This is a genomic window from Novosphingobium chloroacetimidivorans, assembly GCF_014204535.1.
Lineage (GTDB): Bacteria > Pseudomonadota > Alphaproteobacteria > Sphingomonadales > Sphingomonadaceae > Novosphingobium > Novosphingobium chloroacetimidivorans.
The window spans coordinates 271,399-290,792 of record NZ_JACHLR010000004.1; the positions used below are offsets into that span (position 1 = coordinate 271,399).

Sequence of the window (19,394 nt, forward strand, 5' to 3'; positions counted from 1 at the left end):
CGGCGACCGCACCCCGCCCTATCGCGCGCCGAAGCATGCCGGGTCGGCTCAATTCACCAGCGCGGCTTCGATCGCGATGCGGATTGCCTCGGAGGTGTGGTTGGCGCCCAGCTTGTTGAGCATGTTGGCCCGGTGAATCTCCACCGTGCGCGGGCTGATGGAGAGCTTTTCTCCGATCAGGCGGTTGGAGAGGCCGCTGGCGACGCCGTCCAGCACCTCGCGCTCGCGCTTGGTGAGACGGTCGAGGCGCGAGCGGGCCATGACCTCGCGCACCTTGGTGTTGCCGGCGCCCTCCGATTTTTCGATCGCCCGGGCGAGCGCGTCGTTCAGGTCCTCGGCGCCGATCGGCCAGGCCACATAGTCCACCGCTCCGTCCAGCACGGCCTGGACGATCTGGCGCGGCGAGGGCTCTTCGCAGAAGGCGATGATCGGATACCATTCGCCATCGATGGCCATCTTCTCGATCAGGTCGGGGATGGTGCCGGCTTCGTCATGGATCATGATCACGCCCGAGCGGGGCCAGGCCATGGCCAATTCGTCGATGTTCTCGAAAGGCTCGACGTGGATACTGCTGGCCGCCAATGCGTGACTGATCGAGGCGCGGCGGCGCGTGTCGCGGTCGATCAGGATGAGATTGGAAACGTGTTCCACCAGCAGTGCCCCTAAAGGATTGTCCTAGGGGATTATTCCGGACTTTTGCCGGCAGTGGGTGGATGATCCGATCCGTTTCCGAGGTAGGCTGGGCACGGCGCGGCGAACGCCGTTGAAATCGGGGGGCTGCGTAGAAACCGAAACGGGAGATTAACGGCTCAGCCGCCCCGCAGCGCACGCCCGATATCGACGAAATCGGCCCGCAATGTGGCGATCCGAGCCGAGTCGAAGTCGGTCGCGCAATCCAGGATCGTGCGCCGTGCCGCTTCATACATGTGGCGCAGGGCCGCGGCGACGCCGTCCTCGCCGCTAACGCCCAGCTGCAAGGCCGTGACCGCGGTGAGCGCGCGCGTCAGCGAACGGCTCTTGAGGTGGTTGTCGCCGGCCTCGGCCGCGTGGATCGCGGTGCCGAGCGCGCCGATCAGATGCTCGATGCACAAGTGCACGAGGTCGGCGGGCCGCGACGCGGCGACGCGGGCGTCGAAGTCGACGCGGCGATAGGCCTCTTGGGGGGAACGCATCGCCAGCATGTCAGCTATCCGACTTGTTCCACGCCGCGATCTGGTTCTGGATGAACGAGAGCGTCGACTGGGAAGCGGAGATGCGGCTGTCGGATACGGCGAAGCGCGCAGTCAGGTTCGCGCGCAGCGTTTCCTGCTTTTCGGCGACCGTGGTCTGGTCTTCCTTCACCTGGCTCAGCTGCTTGGTGAAGCGCGTGATCGAGCCGCCGAGCGAGCCGGGATCGCTGGCGGCCGTGGCATTGCGGTAGAGCTTGTCGACCGTCGCGTAGACGCCATAGAGCCCGGTCGTGAACATCGACGCGACCCCGTCCGGGTCCTTCGCCAGCGTTGCCTTGAGGCGATTGGTGTCGAGCACGAACGTACCGTCGCGCTGGGTCGAAAGGCCGAGATCGGCCAGGGTCTTCGCCGCACCCGTGGCGTTGGGCATCACGGTCGAGCCCGCCAGCTGGCCGAACGCCTTCTTCAGCGCGCGTGCGCCGCTGTCCGCGCGCAGATCGCCGGAGGTCGGGTCGGTGGCGGCATTGAGGGCGGATGCGATCTCGTTCAGCGCGCCGGTGAGGTCGTTCATGGTCGTGCTGAGCGCGGCAGAGGTGTCGGTGAAGGTCACGGTGGTCGGCACAGGCGGTGTGCCGGTGCTCACCGCCGTCAGCTTCAGCGTGACGCCGGGGATGGCTTCGGACACGGTGTTGGAGGTGGACGTGCGGACAAGCCCATCGACCTTGAAGCTCGCGTCGCCGGCGTTGGCGATCAGTCGGTCAGTGGTTGGCGAGGTCGCCGGGTCCCAGGCCAATTTGCCCAAGCCACTGGTGTCGGCTTCGATCTTGAAGCCGTTGGCAGCTCCTTCCGCGCCCTTGAACACCAGCTGCGCGCCGGCGCTGGTCTGCGCGACATAGGCAGTGACGCCGGTCTTCTGCGCGTTGACGGCGTTGGCGACATCGTTGAGCGTGGCGTTCGCGGCAATCGGGATCGCGATACCGACGCGCTTGGGATCGGCATCGGGGGCGAAGTTCGTCCCGCTGATCGTTCCAAAGCTGAGCTTCAGGGTTCCGGGGCCGACGACGTCGGTCGTCGCGGTCGGGCTGGTGTAGGCTGCGCTTGCGAGCGTCTGGCTCTTGGCCAGCGTGGTCACTTCGAGCGAGTAGGAGCCGGACGGCGTGCGCGTGCCCGAGAGGGCGCCGCTGGCGACACTCGCGCCGCTGAACTGCGGCTGGGGCGACAGGCCGCCGGTGCGGACCAGATCGCCGACCGAGGTCGAGAAGTTGAGCAGCATCGCCTTCATGTTCGATGCGGCCGAGATCTGCGCGGTCAGCGTCTCCGACTTGGCGGTGAGCCGATCGACCTTGCTGGCGAACTGCGCGTTGGCGAGGTTGGTCGCCAGTGCCGCCATGTCGATGCCGCTGCCGGCGCCGAGCTGGCTGACGAGCGATTGCGTGGCGCTCGTCGATGTCGTCGAGGTGGTCGTCGTCATGACGTTAAGAACGGCCGCGGGGCACGGGCGTTAAGCTACGATCGAGGGATCGAGGCGGCCTTCGGTATCGAAGCGCAGCGTCAGCGGCACGTTCACGTCGGGGCGGGGCGGATGCTCGCCGCGCTTCAACGCGAAAACGAAGGCGAGGATCGCGGCGATGGCGACGTACAGCTCCTCGCGGATCACCTGCCGCTCGCGCGTGGTGTAGTAGACCGAGCGGGCGAGGGCGGGGTACTCCAGTACCGGCACCTGGTATTCGGCGGCGAGCTCCCGCATCGCCAGCGCCTTGTCGCCGCGGCCCTTGGCCAGCACGATCGGCGCGCCGGCCTTCTCCGGATCGTAGGCGAGCGCCACGGAGAAGTGCGTCGGGTTGGTGAGGATGAACTGCGCATCCTTCACCGCCGGGATCAGGCCGCCCATGGCGATCTTGCGCTGGCGTTCGCGCTGCGCCTGCTTCTTCTCGGGCGCGCCTTCGGCTTCCTTGTGCTCGTCGCGCATCTCCTGCATCGACATCTTGAGCCGCTGGTGGCGCCGGAACCACTGTACCGGAAAGTCGATGAAGGCGATCAGCACCAACCCGCCGGCGAGCACGAAGAGCAGCATGACGATCTGGTGCCAGCCATAGGCGAGCTGCTCGAACACGTCGCCGCGTCCCAGACGGCTGAGCTGGGGCACGTTGTTGCGGCCCCAGGTCCAGGCCATGGTGCCCAGCAATGCGACCTTGGCGAGACCCTTGACCATCTCGATCCAGCCGTTCGCGCCAAACATGCGCTTCAGGCCCGACATCGGGTTCAGCCGCGAGCCCTTGGGCGCCAGATTGCTGCCGAGCCAGCGCCCCTCGCCGCCGAAACCCAGTTGCGAGGCCAGGCTGACGATGATCACGGCCACGCCCAGCACCGCGATCGGGGGTAGTACTGCCAATGTCGTCTGGAGCAGCATCGCGCCCGGCGCGAAGTTCTCCAGAGAGGTGCGGTCCCAGGTGAAGCTGGTGCGCAAGGTTTCGGCCAGCAGGCCCAGGACCCAGGGCCCGGCTATCAGCAGCCAGGCGGCGGCGACCAGAGTCGCGCCGGCGGTCGCCAGCTCGCGCGAGCGCAGGACGTCGCCCTTCTTGGCGGCATCGCGCAGGCGCTTGGCGGATGGCGCGAAGGTCTTTTCGCCGCTGTCCTCGCTCATGGGGTTGTAGCCCGCGACACTGCGAGGAGTGCAACCTCATCCGTCGTCCCCGCGCAGGCGGGGACCCCGCTTGTTCTTCTATCGCCGCGTTGGAGTGCTAGAAGCGGGGCCCCCGCCTGCGCGGGGGCGACAGGGAGGGGGTGGGCGCACGCGGTGCTCACTTGCTCAGCACCTCGGCCGTGGCCGCAAGCGCTTCCTGGGTGAGCAGGCTGGCCTGGTCGGTCAGCACCGGCGCCGCGACGATCAGTCCGGCGATGCCCGCGAGAACACCGGCAGGCAGGCCCAGCGAGAACAGGTTCAGCGCAGGGGCAGAGCGGCTGAGCATGCCGGTCACCACTTGCACAACCAGCATGATCAGAGAGACGGGCAGGGCGATCGCAACCGCAGTGATGAACATCGTGCCGGCAAACCCGGCGATCTCGGCGAAGCGCTCTGCACCTAGCCAGGTCTCGCCAGGCGGGAACACTCGGTAGCTGTCGATCACCAGCGCGATCCACTGCAGGTGTCCGCCCAGCGCCAGGAAGATCAGGGTGACGACGACGGTGAAGTATTGACCGAGCGCGGGCGACTGGCTTCCCGAATTCGGGTCCACTGCCGTCGCCATGCTCATGCCCATGGCGCCGCCGATCATCTCGGCCGCGATCACCGGCGCGGCAAAGGCGAACTGCAGCACGAAGCCCAGCGCCACTCCCACCAGGACCTCGCCGGCCACGCTGACCATGCCGGCGACCGACAGCAGGTTCGCCGGTGCCGCGGCCGGCGACCAGGCGCAGATCAGCACCGCGACCGCTCCGGCCATCATTACGCGCGCCTGTGCGGGCACTCCGGCCATGCCGAACAGCGGCGCGGCGACGAGGGCGGCGCCGACGCGCGTCATCACGAAGACCAGGCGCCAGAACTCCGCTTCCAGCGGGCCGAAGCCGAAGTCGAGCTGGAGCACGCGGGGCCTCGCCTCTACTTCGAGATGGTCGCGATCTGGGTGAACACGTCCTGGGTGAAGTCGCCCACCAGCGCCATCATCGATCCGCCCATGATCACCAGCACCAGCGCGGTGACGGCAAGCTTGGGCACGAAGGTGAGCGTCTGCTCGTTCACCGAGGTCGCCGCCTGGATCACGCCGACCACCAGGCCGACCGCCAGCGAGGCGAGCAGGATCGGCGCGGCGACGAGCGCAGTGGTCCAGAGCATCTGGTCCGCCAATGCGAGCGGAGCGGTGATATCGTCCATAAGGCTCTCTCGCCGAAAATGGTTAACCGAAGCTTGAGGCGAGCGATCCCATCAGCAGCGCCCACCCGTCCACAAGGACGAACAGCAGCAGCTTGAAGGGTAGTGAAACCACCATCGGGCTCATCATCATCATGCCGAGACTCATGAGCACCGAGGAGACGACGAGGTCGATCACCAGGAACGGCAGGAACAGCATGAAGCCGATCTGGAACGCGGTCTTGAGCTCGCTGGTGACGAAGGCGGGCAGCAGGATCGAGAACGGCACGTCGTTGGACGTCTGGAACTTGGGCGCCTTGGCCATCTCCGCGAACATCGCCAGGTCGCGCTGGCGAGTCTGGCGGATCATGAAGTGGTGGAACTCCTGCCCCGCGTTCTGGATCGCCTGCTCGGCGTTGATGGTGCCGGCCGAGTAGGGCTGGATCGCGCGGTTGCTCACTTGCTCCAGCGTCGGGGCCATGACGAACAGCGAGAGGAACAGCGAAAGCCCGATCAGCACCTGGTTGGGCGGAGACTGTTGCAGGCCGAGCGCCTGGCGCAGGATCGACAGCACGATCAGCACGCGCGTGAAGCTGGTCATCATCAGGATCAGGCTGGGCAGGATCGTCAGCAGCCCCATGATCATGAGGAGCTGCAGCGACAGGGTCATGCCTTGGCCACCGGTGCCGCCCATCGACCCGAATGCGCGGTCGAGCGCGCCGGGGATGGCGGAGGGGGCTGCGGCTTGCGCCTGGGCGAAGGCTTGGGTGGGGAGCAGGAGGAGGGTGGTGACTGCGAGCCCCGCTAGCAACCCTTTCTTCGTCGCCCCCGCGAAGGCGGGGGCCCCGCTGCCTTGCGCAATCGCACCGATGTCGAAAGAAGAAGCGGGGTCCCCGCCTGCGCGGGGACGACGGTCGTCGGTGTGGCGGGTTGCAGTCAGATGCGAGAACGGGGGCTTCACTCCACGATCTCCGTCGTCACCGGCCGCGCACGCGCCGGCGCCTCGGCCAGGCGCGTCAGGCCATTGCGGCCGGCAGAGACCAGGATCTCACGCCCATGAAATTCGATTACCGCCAGCTTCAGCGTGGGCGAGAGCATGGTGGTCTCGATCACCCGCACCGACTTGCCGGCACCGCCGCCGATGCCGGCCTTGGCCTGGACCTTCTGGGCCAGCTTCAGGCAGCCCCAGATCGCCAGGCCGATCAGCGGCAGCATGATCAGCAGCTTGAGAATGTACCAAAGCATCAGCCCCCGGCCCCGCCAGGATAGGAGCTCCCGGCACCCAATGCTGCGAAGTCGACAGGGGCGATCTCGGGCACGGGGGCGCTTTGCTGCTCGCCGGCGAGTTCGACGATGCGCAGGCCGAAGCGGCCGTTCTGCGCCACGATCTCGCCCTTGGCGATCGGCTTGCCGTTGACCATGACGTCGAGCAGCTCATCGGTCAGGCGGTCGAGGATGACGACGCTTTCCTGGCCCAGCGAGAGCACGTCCTTGAGCTTCATGTCGGTGCGGCCGAGTTCGACCGAGAGGCGGACGTCGACATCCTTGAGGAAGTCGAAGCCGCGCGGATGGATGGACATAGTGAACTCCCCAGTTCGATGAACGTCTGGTAAATCGGGACGGTAAAGAATTGGTGAATCAGAACGCGGTGGTGATCTGTACCGCGACGCGATCCTCGAACTCACCGATCATCCCGGTTGCGACGGTCCGCTCGCCAGCCTTGAGGGGCACGTTGCGCGCGACCGCGACCGGGATCACGTCGCCCGGGCGCAGCGCGGCGAGGCGGGTGAACGGCACCATCATGTCGACCAGCACCGCCGTCAGCGTGATCGGCAGCGAGGCGAAAGGCTCGCTCATCGGATCGGGCGCGTGCGGCGTCGAGGGCTTGGGCAGCTTGCGCTCGCGGCCGGCGAACAGCGCGGCGAGCGTCGCCTGCGGGAACGTCAGCGACAGCATCCACGGCTCGCAGCCCGGCTCCTCGATCGCCATCGCCAGTTCGAACACGGTCTGATCGGGCGTGAACGGCGCGATCTGCGACAGGCGTGTGTCGCGTTGCAGCGGCACGGCCGGCAATGCGCCGCCCAGGGCTTCCTGCAGCGCGGCGGCGAGCGTCTGCTCCAGCCGGCCGATCAGCAACTCTGCCGAAAGCGGGAAGGCGGTCGGAAGAGGGTTGGGCACGGTGCCGCGGCCACCGAACGCGCGGTCGACCAGGCGGAACACCGGGTCGGCGGCGCACGTCAGCAGAACCTGGTGACGCTCCGGCCCGATGCCGAGCACGGCGTAGCTGGCAAGGCTGGTCGCCTCTTCGCCGAGCTGGCCGGCGGACAGTGCGCGTGGAGCATCGAGGCGGACGGTGGGAGCCTCGCTGCCGGACAGCCGCGCGAGCCCGTTCGCCAGCGTCAGCGCCAGGCGGCCGGCCAGCAGCGCCAGCGAGGGCAGCAGGTCGGCATCGGCGGGCGCCGTCGGCCCGAGCAGCTCGGGGCAATGCTGCGCCGCCATGCGGTCGGCGATGAAGGAGCGTTCGGGCCGCACGGGTTGCCTTACTGGATGATGAAGCTGCGGAAGAAGACGTCGTCGATGCCGCCGAACCCCTCTTCCTCGGTGAGGACGTGGTTGATCGCAGCCGTTAGCCGCTTTTGCAGCAGTTCCTTGCCCTCGATCGAAGTGACCTGCTCTTCCGAGGTATCGGCGAGCACGTTGAGGATGGCCGAGCGGATCGCCAGCTCATGCTCCTTCTGCCACATCAGCACGCGGCCATCGCGGCGGGTGGAGGCGGCCAGGCTCACCTGGATCAGTGAGTCGGTACCTTTGAGGTTAGAGGTGAAATCGCCGTCGTAGGTGTAGTAGGCGGTGCGGTACTCACTGCCGCCTTGGCCGTAGACCGCCTCGGCACCGCCCTCTTCCTCGCCTTCCTTCTTGGGTGCGTAGGGATCTTCCTCGCCCTTGCGGATCAGCTTGGGATTGTTGTCTTCCTTGGCCTCGGCATGGCTGCCGATCAGGCCTGCCTGCATCAGGCCGAACACGCCGCCCCCGCCGACGCCGAGCAGGACCACGCCGCCGATCGCCTTTATCAGGATGCCCTTGCCCTTCTTCTTGGGCGTCTTCTCGGTATCGTCGCTCATCGTGCTACCTTGGGGACCTCAATCACGGGGTTCAGGCGTAAATGCCGCTGCGTCGCGGTGACGCCGGAGTGGATGGGCCGCGTTCATCGTCTTTGCCCCGGTGATGGTTAACAGACTGCTCACGTGGCTGGCTGCGCTCACCCGGAGCCGCACGATCGCGCGACGCCTGCTGGTTCGCCGCCTGCTGCTGCGTGGTCTGGGCGTTGGTGGCGCCGGCCGTGTCCTGCTGCTGCTGGTTCTGAGCGTCGCGGCGGGCGCTCTCGTTCGATGGATCGCCGACAGCGCTGGAGAGCGACGCGGCCGCTGCGGCGTGAACCGCGGGAGCAAAGGCGGGGTCGGCACTGCCCAGGGTGACGTGGATATGTGAATCCGCGGCACGCAGGTTCAGCGAGATCGCGCCGAAGTCCTCGTGCACCAGCGCGGCGCGGACTGTCTGGGGCGCGGCGGCGGCGCGCGCCTCGGTGATGCGATCGACCAGCGCGGCGATGTCCTGCGTGGGTGTTGTCGGCGCATTCGGGGTAACGATCGGCGCTGCCGGTGCGGCGCGCAGTTCGGAGGCGATCGGCGCGGCAGCGTCGCTGCGCACGGGTTGTACCATGCCATCGTTGCTCACGGCTGCGATGGCGCTCGACTCGACCGGCTTGTGCTCGGCGACTTGCAGCTGGACTGGGGTGATCGTCGCCGTGCGCGCCAGGGACAGGTCGCTGGCAGTGCGAGGCTCAGCCGCTTGCGCAAGCCTGGCAGCAGGCTCCTGCGGCATGGCGATCGTCGGCTCGGCCGCCGGCGCTCGGTCAGCGATTGCCGGAGGCGCGGGACGGACGCTTTTGCTTGCCGGAGCAACGGGTGCGTTCAGCACCGCGGCGATGGCGACCGTGCTCGCGGTCTGTTCGACGATCGATGACGGCGTGGTGGTCTGAGCGGGCGCTTGCGCTTGCGGAACGATCACGGGGGACGGGGTCGTGCTCGCCGGTGTGCGCACCAGCATGTTGGCCGGGACGATGTCGGCTGCGTGTACCGGTGCAGGGCTTGCCGGCAGCGCGACCATGGTTGCAACTGGGGCATCGGCGGCGGGAAGGGTGGCGTCCGGGGTCACACTTGCCGTAACCGCTTGCGCTTGCCCCGAACCGTTGCTGCGCTGCGTTATAGCGCCAAGGCCGGATGCTGCAGGCAGCGCGCTTGCTTGCGCGGTCTGCGCCTGCCTCGATGCGTTGCTGCGCGCAGTGGTCATAGCGGCGGATGTGGTTGCCGCCGGAGCGGCGCTTGCCTGCACGGCTTGCGCCTGCCGTGGTGCTCTGCTGCGCGTGGTCGCTGGTGCGGCATCCCTGGCGGGTAGCAGCGGGGCGGTGCGCTGTTCCTGCGATGCCATCGCCAGCGAAGTGGCCTGAACCACGGCAGCTTCGGGAGCGGCACTGTCTACAGGTTGACGCGAAGGCGGCAGGTCAACCGGGATCTCGGCCCCGGTCTCGACCGCGGCGGGCTCGATCTTGTCTGCCGGGCTGTCGGCCGCGGCAAGGTCATGGGGAGCCGGTAGCTTGCCGTCCGGCAAGATCTTGCCGCTGGGCTTGCCGGCAAGGCCGGTCTTGCCGGTGACGACGGGCTGCGCGACGGTCGGCTTTGTTGGCACATCGATGGGCATCGGCTGAGCTGCCGGAGTAGCGGGCGCCTCGATCGCCAGCACGGAGCCGGTGAGTACCGCCGAAAAATCCACGATCTGCGTGCTTTCGCCGCTTGGCCCTGCAGAGGCGGCCGGCAGGACCGCGCCCGGCAGAGCCAAGGCTGGAGCAGCAGTTGCGGAGACTTCGATCATGAACCGGCACACTCGCTTTAGAGACGCAGTTAACTATACAAGGTCCGTGCCAGTTTGCTTGCGGCTGCCCAGAGCGGGTGTTTCAGCACCGCGGGCGATTAGCTTTTCCTGCAACCGGAAGCGCTCTTCGACCGCCGAGCGGCGGCGTTCGGCTTCCGCCAGCGTGCGCAGCTTGGCGTCGGCGATCGCTTCGGCGCGCTGGGCGTCGGCGCGGGTGTTGCGCGTCAGCATGCCCAGGCCATCGACGAAGCCCGCGAGCTGGCGCAGCGAGGCGCCGTCCTGCGAACCGCGCCGGGCGCCGTAATCGGCGGCCAGCTTGCCGGTGCGGTCGGTGAGCGTGCGCAATTGCGAGAGCGTACTCTCCGCCTCGGCGGCCTCGCGCGCGGCCGTCTGCTTGGCGATGGCGCGGATCTTCTCGAGCCGCTTGAGGCGCAGCAGGCGGGCGCGTTCCTCAGCGTTCATTGGCGATGCTTCCATGACCCGCACCCCGTCCCCGTTCGTGTCGAGCGAAGTCGAGACACGCACACGCGGAGCCAGCGTGTCTCGACTTCGCTTGACACGAACGGAGGTTGGGAAGGCACCAAGACTACGAACTCAGCAGCGCTGCCAGTTGAGCGGCGCTGGTATCCAGGTCGATCACCTCGCCGCCGATCTGGCAAAGGAAGGCCGTCAGCAGCTCGTTCATCGCGATGGCCCTGTCGAGCTGCGGGTCGGCGCCCGGGCGGTAGGCGCCCATCAGGACTAGGTCGCGGTTGGCCTCGTAGCTGGCGGTCAGCGCGCGGAACTCTCGGGCGAGCTTCTGGTGCTGGGGCGAGACGATGTCGTTCATCACGCGGCTGAGCGAGGCGGCGATGTCGACCGCCGGATACTGCCCGCGCTGGGCCAGTGCACGGTTGAGAACGATATGGCCGTCGAGGATGGCGCGCGCGGTGTCCACCACCGGGTCGTCCTGGTTGTCGCCATCGGCAAGCACGGTGTAGAGGCCGGTGATCGAGCCGCCGCTCGCCGCCGAGTTGCCGGCGCGCTCGACCAGCTTGGTGATCGTGGCGAGCGCCGAAGGCGGATACCCGCGCGCTGCACCTGGTTCGCCCAGCAACAGGCCGATCTCGCGCGCGGCGTGGGCGACGCGGGTCAGGCTGTCCAGGATCAGCAGCACCTTCTTGCCCTGCGCGCGGAAGTGCTCGGCCATCGAGGTTGCCAGCATGGCGCCGCGCAGGCGCAAGTTGGGCGCATGGTCGGCGGGCACGGCAACGACGACCGTGCGGTGCCGCTTCTCGTCGTGCATGTGCCGCTCGACGAAGTCGGAAACTTCGCGCGCGCGCTCGCCGATGAGGCCGACGACGATCACTTCGGCTTGCGCGCCGCGCGCGATCATGTCGATCAGCACCGACTTGCCGACGCCCGAGCCGGCCATGACGCCGACGCGCTGGCCGACGCCGAAGGTGGTGAGTGCGTTCAAGGAGCGCACGCCGGTGTCGAAGCTTTCGCGGACCGGGCTGCGGTCGAGCGCCGAAGTGCGCAGGCCCCCCGAGGGCCATTCGCTGCGCACCTGGATCGGCGGCCCGCCGTCGATCGGCAGACCCTCGCCATCGACCGCACGGCCGAGGAACGCGGCGCCCACAGGCAGCATGCCGGGGCGGCCTTCGGGATAGACGCGCGCGCCGGGGCGCAGCAGGACCGAATCGCCCAGCATCATCATCAGCGTGCGGCCATTGCGAAAGCCGATCACTTCGGCGGAAAGCGTCGAGTTGCGGCCGTTCACCACCCGGCACATCGCCCCGACCGGGATCGAGAGGCCGCTTACTTCCAGCAGCCCGTTGTCGCACGCGGCGACCAGGCCGTAGCGACGCGGGGCCAGGTCGATCGGCTCGGCGGACAGCTCGCGCAGGATCGGATCGAAGAGGTTCAGCACTGGTGCAGCGCCTCGGCGATGGCGCGCCGCCAGGTCGCCGGGCCGTCCTCTACGCCGCCGTTAACACCCTCGACGCGGATCGAGCCGCGTTCCAGTGTGGCATCGGGCTGCACGTCCCAGTCGGCGCGCATGCGCGGCGCGATCAACGCGAGATCCTGGGGATGGACGCGGATCACGCGATCGTCGTCGGCGCGCGCCAGCATCGCGGCGGCTGTCGTCACGCGACGGACCAGCAAGTCCTCGTCGAGCGTCAGCGGCGTGATCGCGGCTTCGCACAAGGCGGCGACGGTGTCGCGCAGGCGCTGGCGCAACTGCTCTTCAAGCGCCGCATCGAGGCGAGCGAAGGAAAGTGCCAGGCCTTCCGCTGCCTCGGAGTCGTCCAGCGCGATCGCCTCGGCTTCGGCACGGGCGTCTTCGTAGCCCTTGGTGTAGCCTTGTGCGAACGCCTCGCCGACCGGGTCGGACTCGGGTTCGATCCGGACGGCCTGGATCGGCTCCGGTTCGAGCACGGTCACGCCGGGCTGGTCGCCATAGCGGCTGCTGGCGCGAAAGCCCGACGACGCCGGCAAGGCGTTCAGCGACAGGCGTGCATAGCCTTCAGACATATTCGCCGTCGCCCGAGCCGAACGCGATCGTCCCGTCGGCCGCCAGCTTGCGCGCGACCGCGACGATCGCCTTCTGCGCCTCGACCACTTCGGCGAGCCTGGTGCGGCCGCGCGCGGCGATCTCGTCCTTGACGCCATCGGCGGCGCGGCTCGACATCGCGCGGAAGAAGACTTCGCGCTCGCTTTCCGGGATGCCCTTCAGCGCGCCGATCAGCACGTCGCTTTCGATCTCGCGCAGCAGCGCGCCCATCGATTGCGGATCGAGCACGAACAAGTGCTCGAACTTGAACATCTCTTCCTCGATCTTGCGCGCCAGGACTTTGTCCATCTTGGCGATCTGCGGCATGACGCGGGCTTCCACCGCCTTGCCGGCGCCGTTGATGATGTCGGCGGCTTCCTTGATGCCGCCGATCGAAAGCGGGGCCTGGCCATGGCGCTCGCCGATGCGGCGGGTCAGCAGTTCTTCCAGGATGGTGATCGCCTCGGGCGCGACGGGGCCGAGCGTGGCGATGCGGTGGACGATCTCGCTCTGGTCGGCGGCAGGCAGGGCGTGGAGCACGGCCGCCGCGACTTCGGGATCGAGCTGCACAAGCAGCACCGCGATCATCTGCGGGTGCTCGCCCTTGATCAGCGGCGTCAGTGCCTCGGGCACCAGCCAGCGCGCGAGCTCGATGGTCGAGGCCTTCGCCGCAGGGGCGATGCGGCGCATCAGGTTGTCGGCCTTCACCTCGCCGACCGCGCGGCCCATCATGTTGCGCACCTGGCCGACACGATCGTGCGCGACGAGGCCGAGCGATTCGGTCTTCTCGACGAAACCGGCGATGGCGCCGGCGATCACTTCGGGGCCGATCTCGCCGAGCTCGACCATCTTCTGGCCGAGCAGGCGCAGCTCCTCGGGCTCCAGCTCGGACAGGATGCGGGCAGCCTGGTCCTCCTGCAGCAGCATGACCATGACCGCGGCGTTACCCGCGGGATCGAGGTTCGCCAGAACACTTTTGGGCATGCTCATCAGGCCGCCTCCGCCTGCGGGCCGGGCTGGCCGGGCGTTTCGTTCAGCATCTGGCGCAAGGCCTGGACCGAGCTGCCGTGCTTCTCGGCAACGATGCGCTGCGCCAGTTCGACCTGGCGGGCGAGCAGTTCGGAGCGCGAGATGTCGACATCGACACCGTTCTCGTCCCGCTTGGTCATGGCGATCTGCGCGACCGATCCTGCCGGACCGATCCGGGCGACGTCATCGTCATCCTCGTCGTTGGCGGCGGCGCCCTTCTTGCCCTTCTTCGGCTTGGCCGCCTTGTCGCCGCCGATCTTGGCGATGAGCGGACGCACGGCGAGCAAGAGCACCAGCAGGACCGCGATCACCGCCGCGCCATAGCGCACCAGCGTGGCGAACCACGGCGTCTCGTAGAAGGCGGGAGGCGTATCGTCGACCGCCTCGAAGCTACGCGACACGACCTTCACCTGGTCGCCGCGCTGCGGGTTCGCGCCGACGGCAGCGGCCACCAGCGCCTCGATATCGGCGAGGTCCTTGGCCTTGGCCCCTTTCATCGCCTCCTTGCTGAGCACCACCGCGACCGACAGGCGCTTGATGCCGCCGGGCCGCTGGTTGGAAACCGAGACTTCGCGGCCCAGCTCGTAGGTCCGCGTGGAGCTCGATTCACCGTTGGCCGGCGGCTGGCCGTTGGCGGGTGCTTGCGTGCCCTGCGGCGGACCGTTCTGCGCCTGCGTGGCGGGCGGCGGCGTGTTCGACAGCACGCCGGGGATGCCGACGGCCGGGGCGGAGCCGGTCGACTGCGACTGCTCCTGCGTTTCAGAGCGGACCACGCCGTCCTTGTCGTAGCTTTCGCGCGCGGACGTGACGTCGTCCATGTTGAGCTCGACCTGCACTTCGCTCGAGAAGCTGCCTTCGCCCAGCATCGGGCGCAGGATCTGCGAAACTTGCGCGCGCAGCTTGTCTTCCATGCGCGCCTGCATGTCGAGGCGGTCGGAATCGCCGCTGCGCGCTGCGGAGAGCAGCGAACCATGCTGGTCCACCACGCGCACCGCGTCGGGCGAAAGCCCCGGCACCGAGGCGGCGACGAGGTTGACGATCGCCGAGACTTGTCCGTCGCTCAGCTGGCGGCCGGACTTCAGCCGCACCATGACCGAGGCGGTAGGGGCCAGGTTCTCGCGCACGAAGACCGACTTCTCGGCTTCAGCGAGATGGACGCGGACCGATTCGACGCCGTCGATCTCCATGATCGAGAGCTGCAGGTCGCGCTCGCGGGCCGAGCGCAGGCGCTGGCCTTCCAGGTTGCGGCTGGCGCCCATCGGCAGCTTGTCGAGCATCTGGTCGCCGGTCTCGGGCGTCGCCAGCGCGCCGTCCGAGGCGACGAGCATGCGCGCCTTGTAGAAGTCGCTCTCATCGACAGTGAGCGCGCCGGTCTCGTTGTCGATGTGATAGCCGATGTTGGCGGTGTCGAGCGCGGCGACGACACCGGCCCGCTCGCCGTCCTCGAGCTGGCTGTAGAGCACGCGCTGCGGCGAGGGTGCGACGGCGGCCCAGGTAAGCGCCGCGCCGCCAAGCGCGGCAACGCCCAGGAACCACGGCAACATGCGCTTCACCGCCGGCTGGGCGGTGAAAGCGCTCATGCGTGTCAGCACGGAGCCGCCCGCCGGATCGGTCAGCGGGGTGAGTATGGAAGTACCGGGAGGAACGCCTCCGGGAGCGGCAGGCACGAGGTCAGCCATCTATCACACTCCCATCCGCATGATGTCTTGGTAGGCGCTGAGCAGCTTGTTGCGCACCTGCAGGGTCGCTTCGAAGGCGACGCCGGCCTCCTGGCGCGCCAGCATGACCTTGGCGACGTCGGTCACCTCGCCGCGCTGGTAGGCTTCGGAGATGCCTTCCGCCTTCATCTGCGTCGCGTTGACGCCGTCGAGCGCGGTCTTGAACGCGTCGGCGAAGTTCTGGGCCGGGGCTGCCTGCGTGCCTGCAACCGGAGCGCTGGCCTGCGGCGTGTGGAGCTGCTGCAGGACCTGGTTGCGATCCATGATCTGGGCCCGCAGCGCCATGATCTGCTGGACGCCGGCGGCGCCCCCACCGATGCCGTTGATCGCGCTCATCGACGGCCACCTGCCGCAGCGCGGCTGATCTCGATGCCGGCGTCACGGAACGACGCGAGGCGGTAACGCAAGGTGCGCTCGGAAATGCCGAGTTCGCGGGCGGCCTGGAGGCGGTTGCCGCCGCAGGCTTCCAGCGTGTCGATGATGGCGCGCGCCTCGGAAAGCTGCACGACGCTCGACAGCTTGCGCGCGGGCGTCTCGATGTCGACCGGCTCGGAGACGCTCGGTACGGCGACGAGGCGGGCAGGCATGTCGAACACGATGTGATCGGGGGTGATGGTTGCGGCCTCACCGGCGAGCAGCAGTGCGCGGCGCACGACGTTCTCGAGTTCGCGCACGTTGCCGGGCCAGGCGTGGATCTTGAGCATGGCGAGCGCGGCCTCGTTGAAGCAGGGCACTCGTGCCGGGTTGTGGGCGTGGCGCAGCGCCATGCCGAAGGCGAGCGGGGCGATGTCGTCCGCGCGCTCGCGCAAGGGACGCAAGCTGAGCGGGAAGACGTTGAGGCGATAGTAGAGGTCGGCGCGGAAACGGCCTTCGGCGACTTCGGTGGGAAGGTCGCGGTTGGCGCAGGCGATGACGCGGATGTCGACCGGGATCGGCTTGGTCGCGCCGATCGGCACCACTTCCTGCTCCTGCAGCGCGCGCAGCAGCTTGGCCTGGAGCGAGAGGGGCAGTTCGGCGATCTCGTCCAGCAGCAGCGTGCCGCCGTCGGCAGCGCGCATGAAGCCCTCGCTGGCGCCAGTCGCGCCGGTGAACGCGCCCTTCTGGTGGCCGAACAGCATGGCCTCCAGCATGTGCTCGGGCATCGCGGCACAGTTAACGGCGATGAAAGGTCCGGCGGCGCGCTTGGAGCGCGCATGGATGAAGCGGCTGAGCACTTCCTTCCCGGTTCCGGTCGGCCCGTTAATCAAGACGGGAATGTCGCTGACGGCCAGACGATCGGCGAGAGCGAAGACGGAGAGGCTTTCCGGATCGGCGGCGATCGGCTCGCCCGGGCCGGCCATCGCTGCCAGCGTCATGGCAAGGGCCGATTCGCTGGCTGGGTCGGCATAGCTCACCACCGTGCGTCCGGGACCCTGGCGGGAAATCGCGGTGAGCCCGCGGGTTAGGGCGATGCGGCGCAGACCGGCGGCGGGAACGCTGGCGTCTTCCACGTCGAGCAAGGCGACCTGGCCCGCCCCCACGAGCGTCGCTGCCACTGCACTGGCGCGCTGGGCGAGCAGCCCGTGCTTGCGCGCAACATTTTCGCCGATCCCCAGAACGGTCATTTCTTCGCAACCCCCAGTGGAAATTAACCACGCTTCGTTGGCCTCTCTCTGCGGCCGAAACGTCAAAGGCATCGGTAATTTAAGGCCTAGGGAAATTACGTAGTTTAGGGGGCGGCCTGAGTGTCCCGAGGGGCAAGGCGAAAATTTTTCCGCTTAAAGTTTGAAGGCTCCCACCCGTTCTGGTGGCTGGCAGCTGCGCCGGATGGGCTGGCAGGCTGACGGTTTTCGGGACCACACGGGAGTACACACCATGTCCGTCATCAACACCAACATCTCCGCCATGAAGGCTTCCAACGCTTCGATCAGCGCCAACAAGGCTCTGGGCACCTCGATGGAGCGCCTCTCGACCGGCAAGCGCATCAACTCCGCCAAGGACGACGCCGCCGGCCTCGCGATCGCCACTTCGATGACCTCGTCGATCAAGGGCATGAGCCAGGGCATCCGCAACGCCAACGACGGCATCGCCATGGCGCAGACCGCTGAAGGCGCACTGGGCGAAGTCACCAATATGCTGCAGCGCGTCCGCGAGCTGACCGTGCAGTCGAAGAGCGGCACGTATTCCGACGATGACCGCGCGCTGATGCAGAAGGAAGTTACCCAGCTGCAGGGCCAGATCACCAGCACCTTGTCGAATACCGAATTCAACGGCACCAAGCTGTTTGACGGATCGGCCGGTGCGGATGCCGATGGCACCGTGAAGATTCAGGTCGGCGCCAATGCCGACGACACCATCGATCTGGCGTTCGGCACCGATCTCGCGGCCGGCGATGGCATGACTGCTGCTCTTGCCGTCGACATCAGCGCGCTCGACGCCGATGGTACCGAGTTGGAAGACCTGGATACCGCGATTGGTGAGGTTTCCAGCCTTCGCGCAGACTTGGGCGCCGCGCAGAACCGTCTCGAATCGTCGGTCAACACGATGACCACCAACGTCACCAACCTTTCAGATGCACGTTCGCGCATCGAGGACACCGACTACTCGGCCGAGACGACTGCGCTCGCCAAGTCGCAGATCCTGTCGCAGGCTTCGACCGCGATGATCTCGCAGGCCAACCAGAGCCAGCAGAACGTCCTCTCGCTGCTGCGCTAATCGCGGCAGCCTAGACGGCTAGCCTGCCCCCAGCGGCAGGTACGGGCCCGGCGGTGTTCCCCAGACCGCCGGGCCTTTTTGCGTCTGCGATCCCTGCCTATGCCTGGGCACACTTTCGCTCGCCGGGATTACGACGGACCGGCGCGAGGCACTGCTTCGGCGTCGGATGGTACGCGCGTGCCTCCCGGCGAGGGACGCACTTACAGAATTGTAAATTGTGCGAATCGGCTGAACATGGTTGCTAAAAGATGAAGATCGCGGGCGCTGGTCGCTCGCGAAGTTCATGGGGCATTGAAGATCGAAGTCTGAAGCAGCGCTCGGGCCAGTGGCTCGGAGCGCTGAGTAAATCTGACCAAGCATGGCTTATCGCAAGGCGCGAAATCGTGATCCAAGGAGGATTCATGAGCAGGAAAGTTGCACTCATCACCGGCGTGACTGGGCAGGACGGTGCGTATCTTGCCGAACTACTCCTGGATAAGGGCTACGAAGTTCACGGCATCAAGCGCCGTTCGAGTTCCTTCAACACCGGCCGCATCGAAGCGATGTACCAGGACCCGCATGTCGAGGGTGCACGCTTCCACTTGCACCACGGCGACCTCACCGATTCGTCCAACCTCATTCGCATCGTACAGCAGGTGCAGCCGACCGAGATCTATAACCTGGCGGCCCAGAGCCATGTGCAGGTCAGCTTCGACACGCCGGAATATACCGCCAACGCCGACGGGATCGGCACCCTGCGCCTTCTGGAAGCCATCCGCATCCTCAAGCTCGAGGACCGGACCCGCTTCTACCAGGCATCCACGTCCGAGCTCTACGGCATGGTGCAGGAAGTGCCGCAGCGCGAATCGACGCCGTTCTACCCGCGCTCGCCGTATGGCGTCGCCAAGCTCTACGGCTTCTGGACGACGGTGAACTATCGCGAGGCTTACGGGCTGCACGCGTCCAACGGCATCCTGTTCAACCACGAGAGCCCGCTGCGCGGAGAAACCTTCGTCACGCGCAAGATCACTCGCGGCGTCGCGGCGATCAAGCTGGGGCGCCAGGACAAGCTCTGGCTCGGCAACCTCGATGCCAAGCGCGACTGGGGTCACGCGCGTGACTACGTGCGCGGCATGTGGATGATCCTCCAGCAGGACGATCCCGATGACTACGTGCTCGCCACCGGTGAAACCACGCAAGTGCGCCGCTTCGTTGAGTGGGCGTTCGAGGATGTCGACATCGCGCTCGAATGGGACGGGCGCGAGGCGGACGAGAAGGGCTATTGCCGCCGCACCGGCAAGTGCCTGGTCGAAGTCGATCCGCGCTACTTCCGTCCCACCGAAGTCGACCTGCTGATCGGCGATCCGAGCAAGGCCAAGCAGCGGCTCGGCTGGAGCCACGAGACACCGGTGCGCGACCTGGTGCGCGAGATGGTGACGGCTGACTTGGCGTTGATGCGCCACGCGCCGCTCGCCCAGGCGCTCTGACGGGCG

The 19,394-nt window shown here is 67.4% G+C and carries 21 protein-coding genes; 2 read left to right on the plus strand and 19 right to left on the minus strand.

The annotated features are described in order from the left end of the window. Positions 1-48: 48 nt before the first annotated feature. The 19 genes from HNO88_RS06855 to HNO88_RS06945 all read right to left on the minus strand — a co-directional run bounded on the left by HNO88_RS06855 (position 49) and on the right by HNO88_RS06945 (position 16,832). Entirely contained in the window at positions 49-651 is a 603-nt protein-coding gene (locus tag HNO88_RS06855) for a response regulator transcription factor (RefSeq protein ID WP_184243411.1), read from the minus strand. Positions 652-809: 158 nt separating this feature from the next. Continuing rightward, positions 810-1,181, minus strand: a complete 372-nt coding sequence (locus tag HNO88_RS06860; protein ID WP_184243413.1) for a flagellar protein FliS — start codon at positions 1,179-1,181, stop codon at positions 810-812. Between the two features lies 1 nt (position 1,182). Next, positions 1,183-2,640, minus strand: a complete 1,458-nt coding sequence (gene fliD / locus HNO88_RS06865; protein ID WP_184243415.1) for a flagellar filament capping protein FliD — start codon at positions 2,638-2,640, stop codon at positions 1,183-1,185. Between the two features lie 30 nt (positions 2,641-2,670). Continuing rightward, positions 2,671-3,813, minus strand: coding sequence for an EscU/YscU/HrcU family type III secretion system export apparatus switch protein (locus HNO88_RS06870; RefSeq protein ID WP_184243417.1), 1,143 nt, complete (start codon positions 3,811-3,813; stop codon positions 2,671-2,673). A 157-nt stretch (positions 3,814-3,970) separates the two neighbouring features. After that, a complete protein-coding gene (fliR, locus tag HNO88_RS06875; RefSeq protein WP_184243419.1) occupies positions 3,971-4,753 on the minus strand; it encodes a flagellar biosynthetic protein FliR in 783 nt (260 codons plus the stop codon). A gap of 14 nt (positions 4,754-4,767) precedes the next feature. After that, a complete protein-coding gene (locus HNO88_RS06880; protein ID WP_159873446.1) occupies positions 4,768-5,040 on the minus strand; it encodes a flagellar biosynthetic protein FliQ in 273 nt (90 codons plus the stop codon). Positions 5,041-5,062: 22 nt separating this feature from the next. Beyond that, entirely contained in the window at positions 5,063-5,827 is a 765-nt protein-coding gene (gene fliP, locus HNO88_RS06885; protein WP_221419878.1) for a flagellar type III secretion system pore protein FliP, read from the minus strand. A gap of 146 nt (positions 5,828-5,973) precedes the next feature. Next, the gene (locus HNO88_RS06890) at positions 5,974-6,261 is read right to left on the minus strand and encodes a flagellar biosynthetic protein FliO (RefSeq protein WP_184243421.1); all 288 of its coding nucleotides are present in this window, start codon (positions 6,259-6,261) and stop codon (positions 5,974-5,976) included. Continuing rightward, complete coding sequence (gene fliN, locus HNO88_RS06895; protein ID WP_184243423.1) at positions 6,261-6,596, minus strand: flagellar motor switch protein FliN; 336 nt, start codon at positions 6,594-6,596, stop codon at positions 6,261-6,263. Before fliN ends, HNO88_RS06890 begins: the two co-directional genes overlap by 1 nt. Before the next feature lie 58 nt (positions 6,597-6,654). Then, positions 6,655-7,548 (minus strand): FliM/FliN family flagellar motor switch protein, encoded by an 894-nt coding sequence (locus HNO88_RS06900; RefSeq protein ID WP_312857009.1) that lies wholly within the window; start codon positions 7,546-7,548, stop codon positions 6,655-6,657. Positions 7,549-7,556: 8 nt separating this feature from the next. Then, positions 7,557-8,138, minus strand: coding sequence for a flagellar basal body-associated FliL family protein (locus tag HNO88_RS06905; RefSeq protein ID WP_184243425.1), 582 nt, complete (start codon positions 8,136-8,138; stop codon positions 7,557-7,559). Between the two features lie 31 nt (positions 8,139-8,169). After that, on the minus strand, positions 8,170-9,945 hold the full coding sequence (locus HNO88_RS06910; protein ID WP_184243426.1) for a hypothetical protein: 1,776 nt from the start codon (positions 9,943-9,945) through the stop codon (positions 8,170-8,172). 33 nt (positions 9,946-9,978) lie between these two features. Then, positions 9,979-10,407 (minus strand): hypothetical protein, encoded by a 429-nt coding sequence (locus tag HNO88_RS06915; RefSeq protein ID WP_184243428.1) that lies wholly within the window; start codon positions 10,405-10,407, stop codon positions 9,979-9,981. A gap of 124 nt (positions 10,408-10,531) precedes the next feature. Then, complete coding sequence (locus HNO88_RS06920; RefSeq protein ID WP_184243430.1) at positions 10,532-11,857, minus strand: FliI/YscN family ATPase; 1,326 nt, start codon at positions 11,855-11,857, stop codon at positions 10,532-10,534. Beyond that, positions 11,851-12,462 (minus strand): FliH/SctL family protein, encoded by a 612-nt coding sequence (locus HNO88_RS06925; RefSeq protein WP_184243432.1) that lies wholly within the window; start codon positions 12,460-12,462, stop codon positions 11,851-11,853. The genes HNO88_RS06920 and HNO88_RS06925 overlap by 7 nt, the downstream gene beginning before the upstream one ends. Continuing rightward, positions 12,455-13,471 (minus strand): flagellar motor switch protein FliG, encoded by a 1,017-nt coding sequence (locus HNO88_RS06930; RefSeq protein ID WP_246381248.1) that lies wholly within the window; start codon positions 13,469-13,471, stop codon positions 12,455-12,457. Before HNO88_RS06930 ends, HNO88_RS06925 begins: the two co-directional genes overlap by 8 nt. Next, positions 13,471-15,189 (minus strand): flagellar basal-body MS-ring/collar protein FliF, encoded by a 1,719-nt coding sequence (fliF, locus tag HNO88_RS06935; RefSeq protein ID WP_184243434.1) that lies wholly within the window; start codon positions 15,187-15,189, stop codon positions 13,471-13,473. Before fliF ends, HNO88_RS06930 begins: the two co-directional genes overlap by 1 nt. A gap of 3 nt (positions 15,190-15,192) precedes the next feature. Continuing rightward, complete coding sequence (gene fliE / locus HNO88_RS06940; protein WP_184243436.1) at positions 15,193-15,564, minus strand: flagellar hook-basal body complex protein FliE; 372 nt, start codon at positions 15,562-15,564, stop codon at positions 15,193-15,195. Beyond that, positions 15,561-16,832: a sigma-54 interaction domain-containing protein gene (locus HNO88_RS06945; protein ID WP_184243438.1), complete on the minus strand. Its 1,272-nt coding sequence runs from the start codon at positions 16,830-16,832 to the stop codon at positions 15,561-15,563. Before HNO88_RS06945 ends, fliE begins: the two co-directional genes overlap by 4 nt. Positions 16,833-17,082: 250 nt before the next feature. On the opposite strand from HNO88_RS06945, the gene HNO88_RS06950 reads away from it, so the two are divergent. After that, positions 17,083-17,922, plus strand: a complete 840-nt coding sequence (locus HNO88_RS06950) for a flagellin N-terminal helical domain-containing protein (RefSeq protein WP_184243440.1) — start codon at positions 17,083-17,085, stop codon at positions 17,920-17,922. Between the two features lie 401 nt (positions 17,923-18,323). Continuing rightward, positions 18,324-19,388, plus strand: a complete 1,065-nt coding sequence (gene gmd, locus HNO88_RS06955; protein WP_184243442.1) for a GDP-mannose 4,6-dehydratase — start codon at positions 18,324-18,326, stop codon at positions 19,386-19,388. Positions 19,389-19,394: the final 6 nt, after the last annotated feature.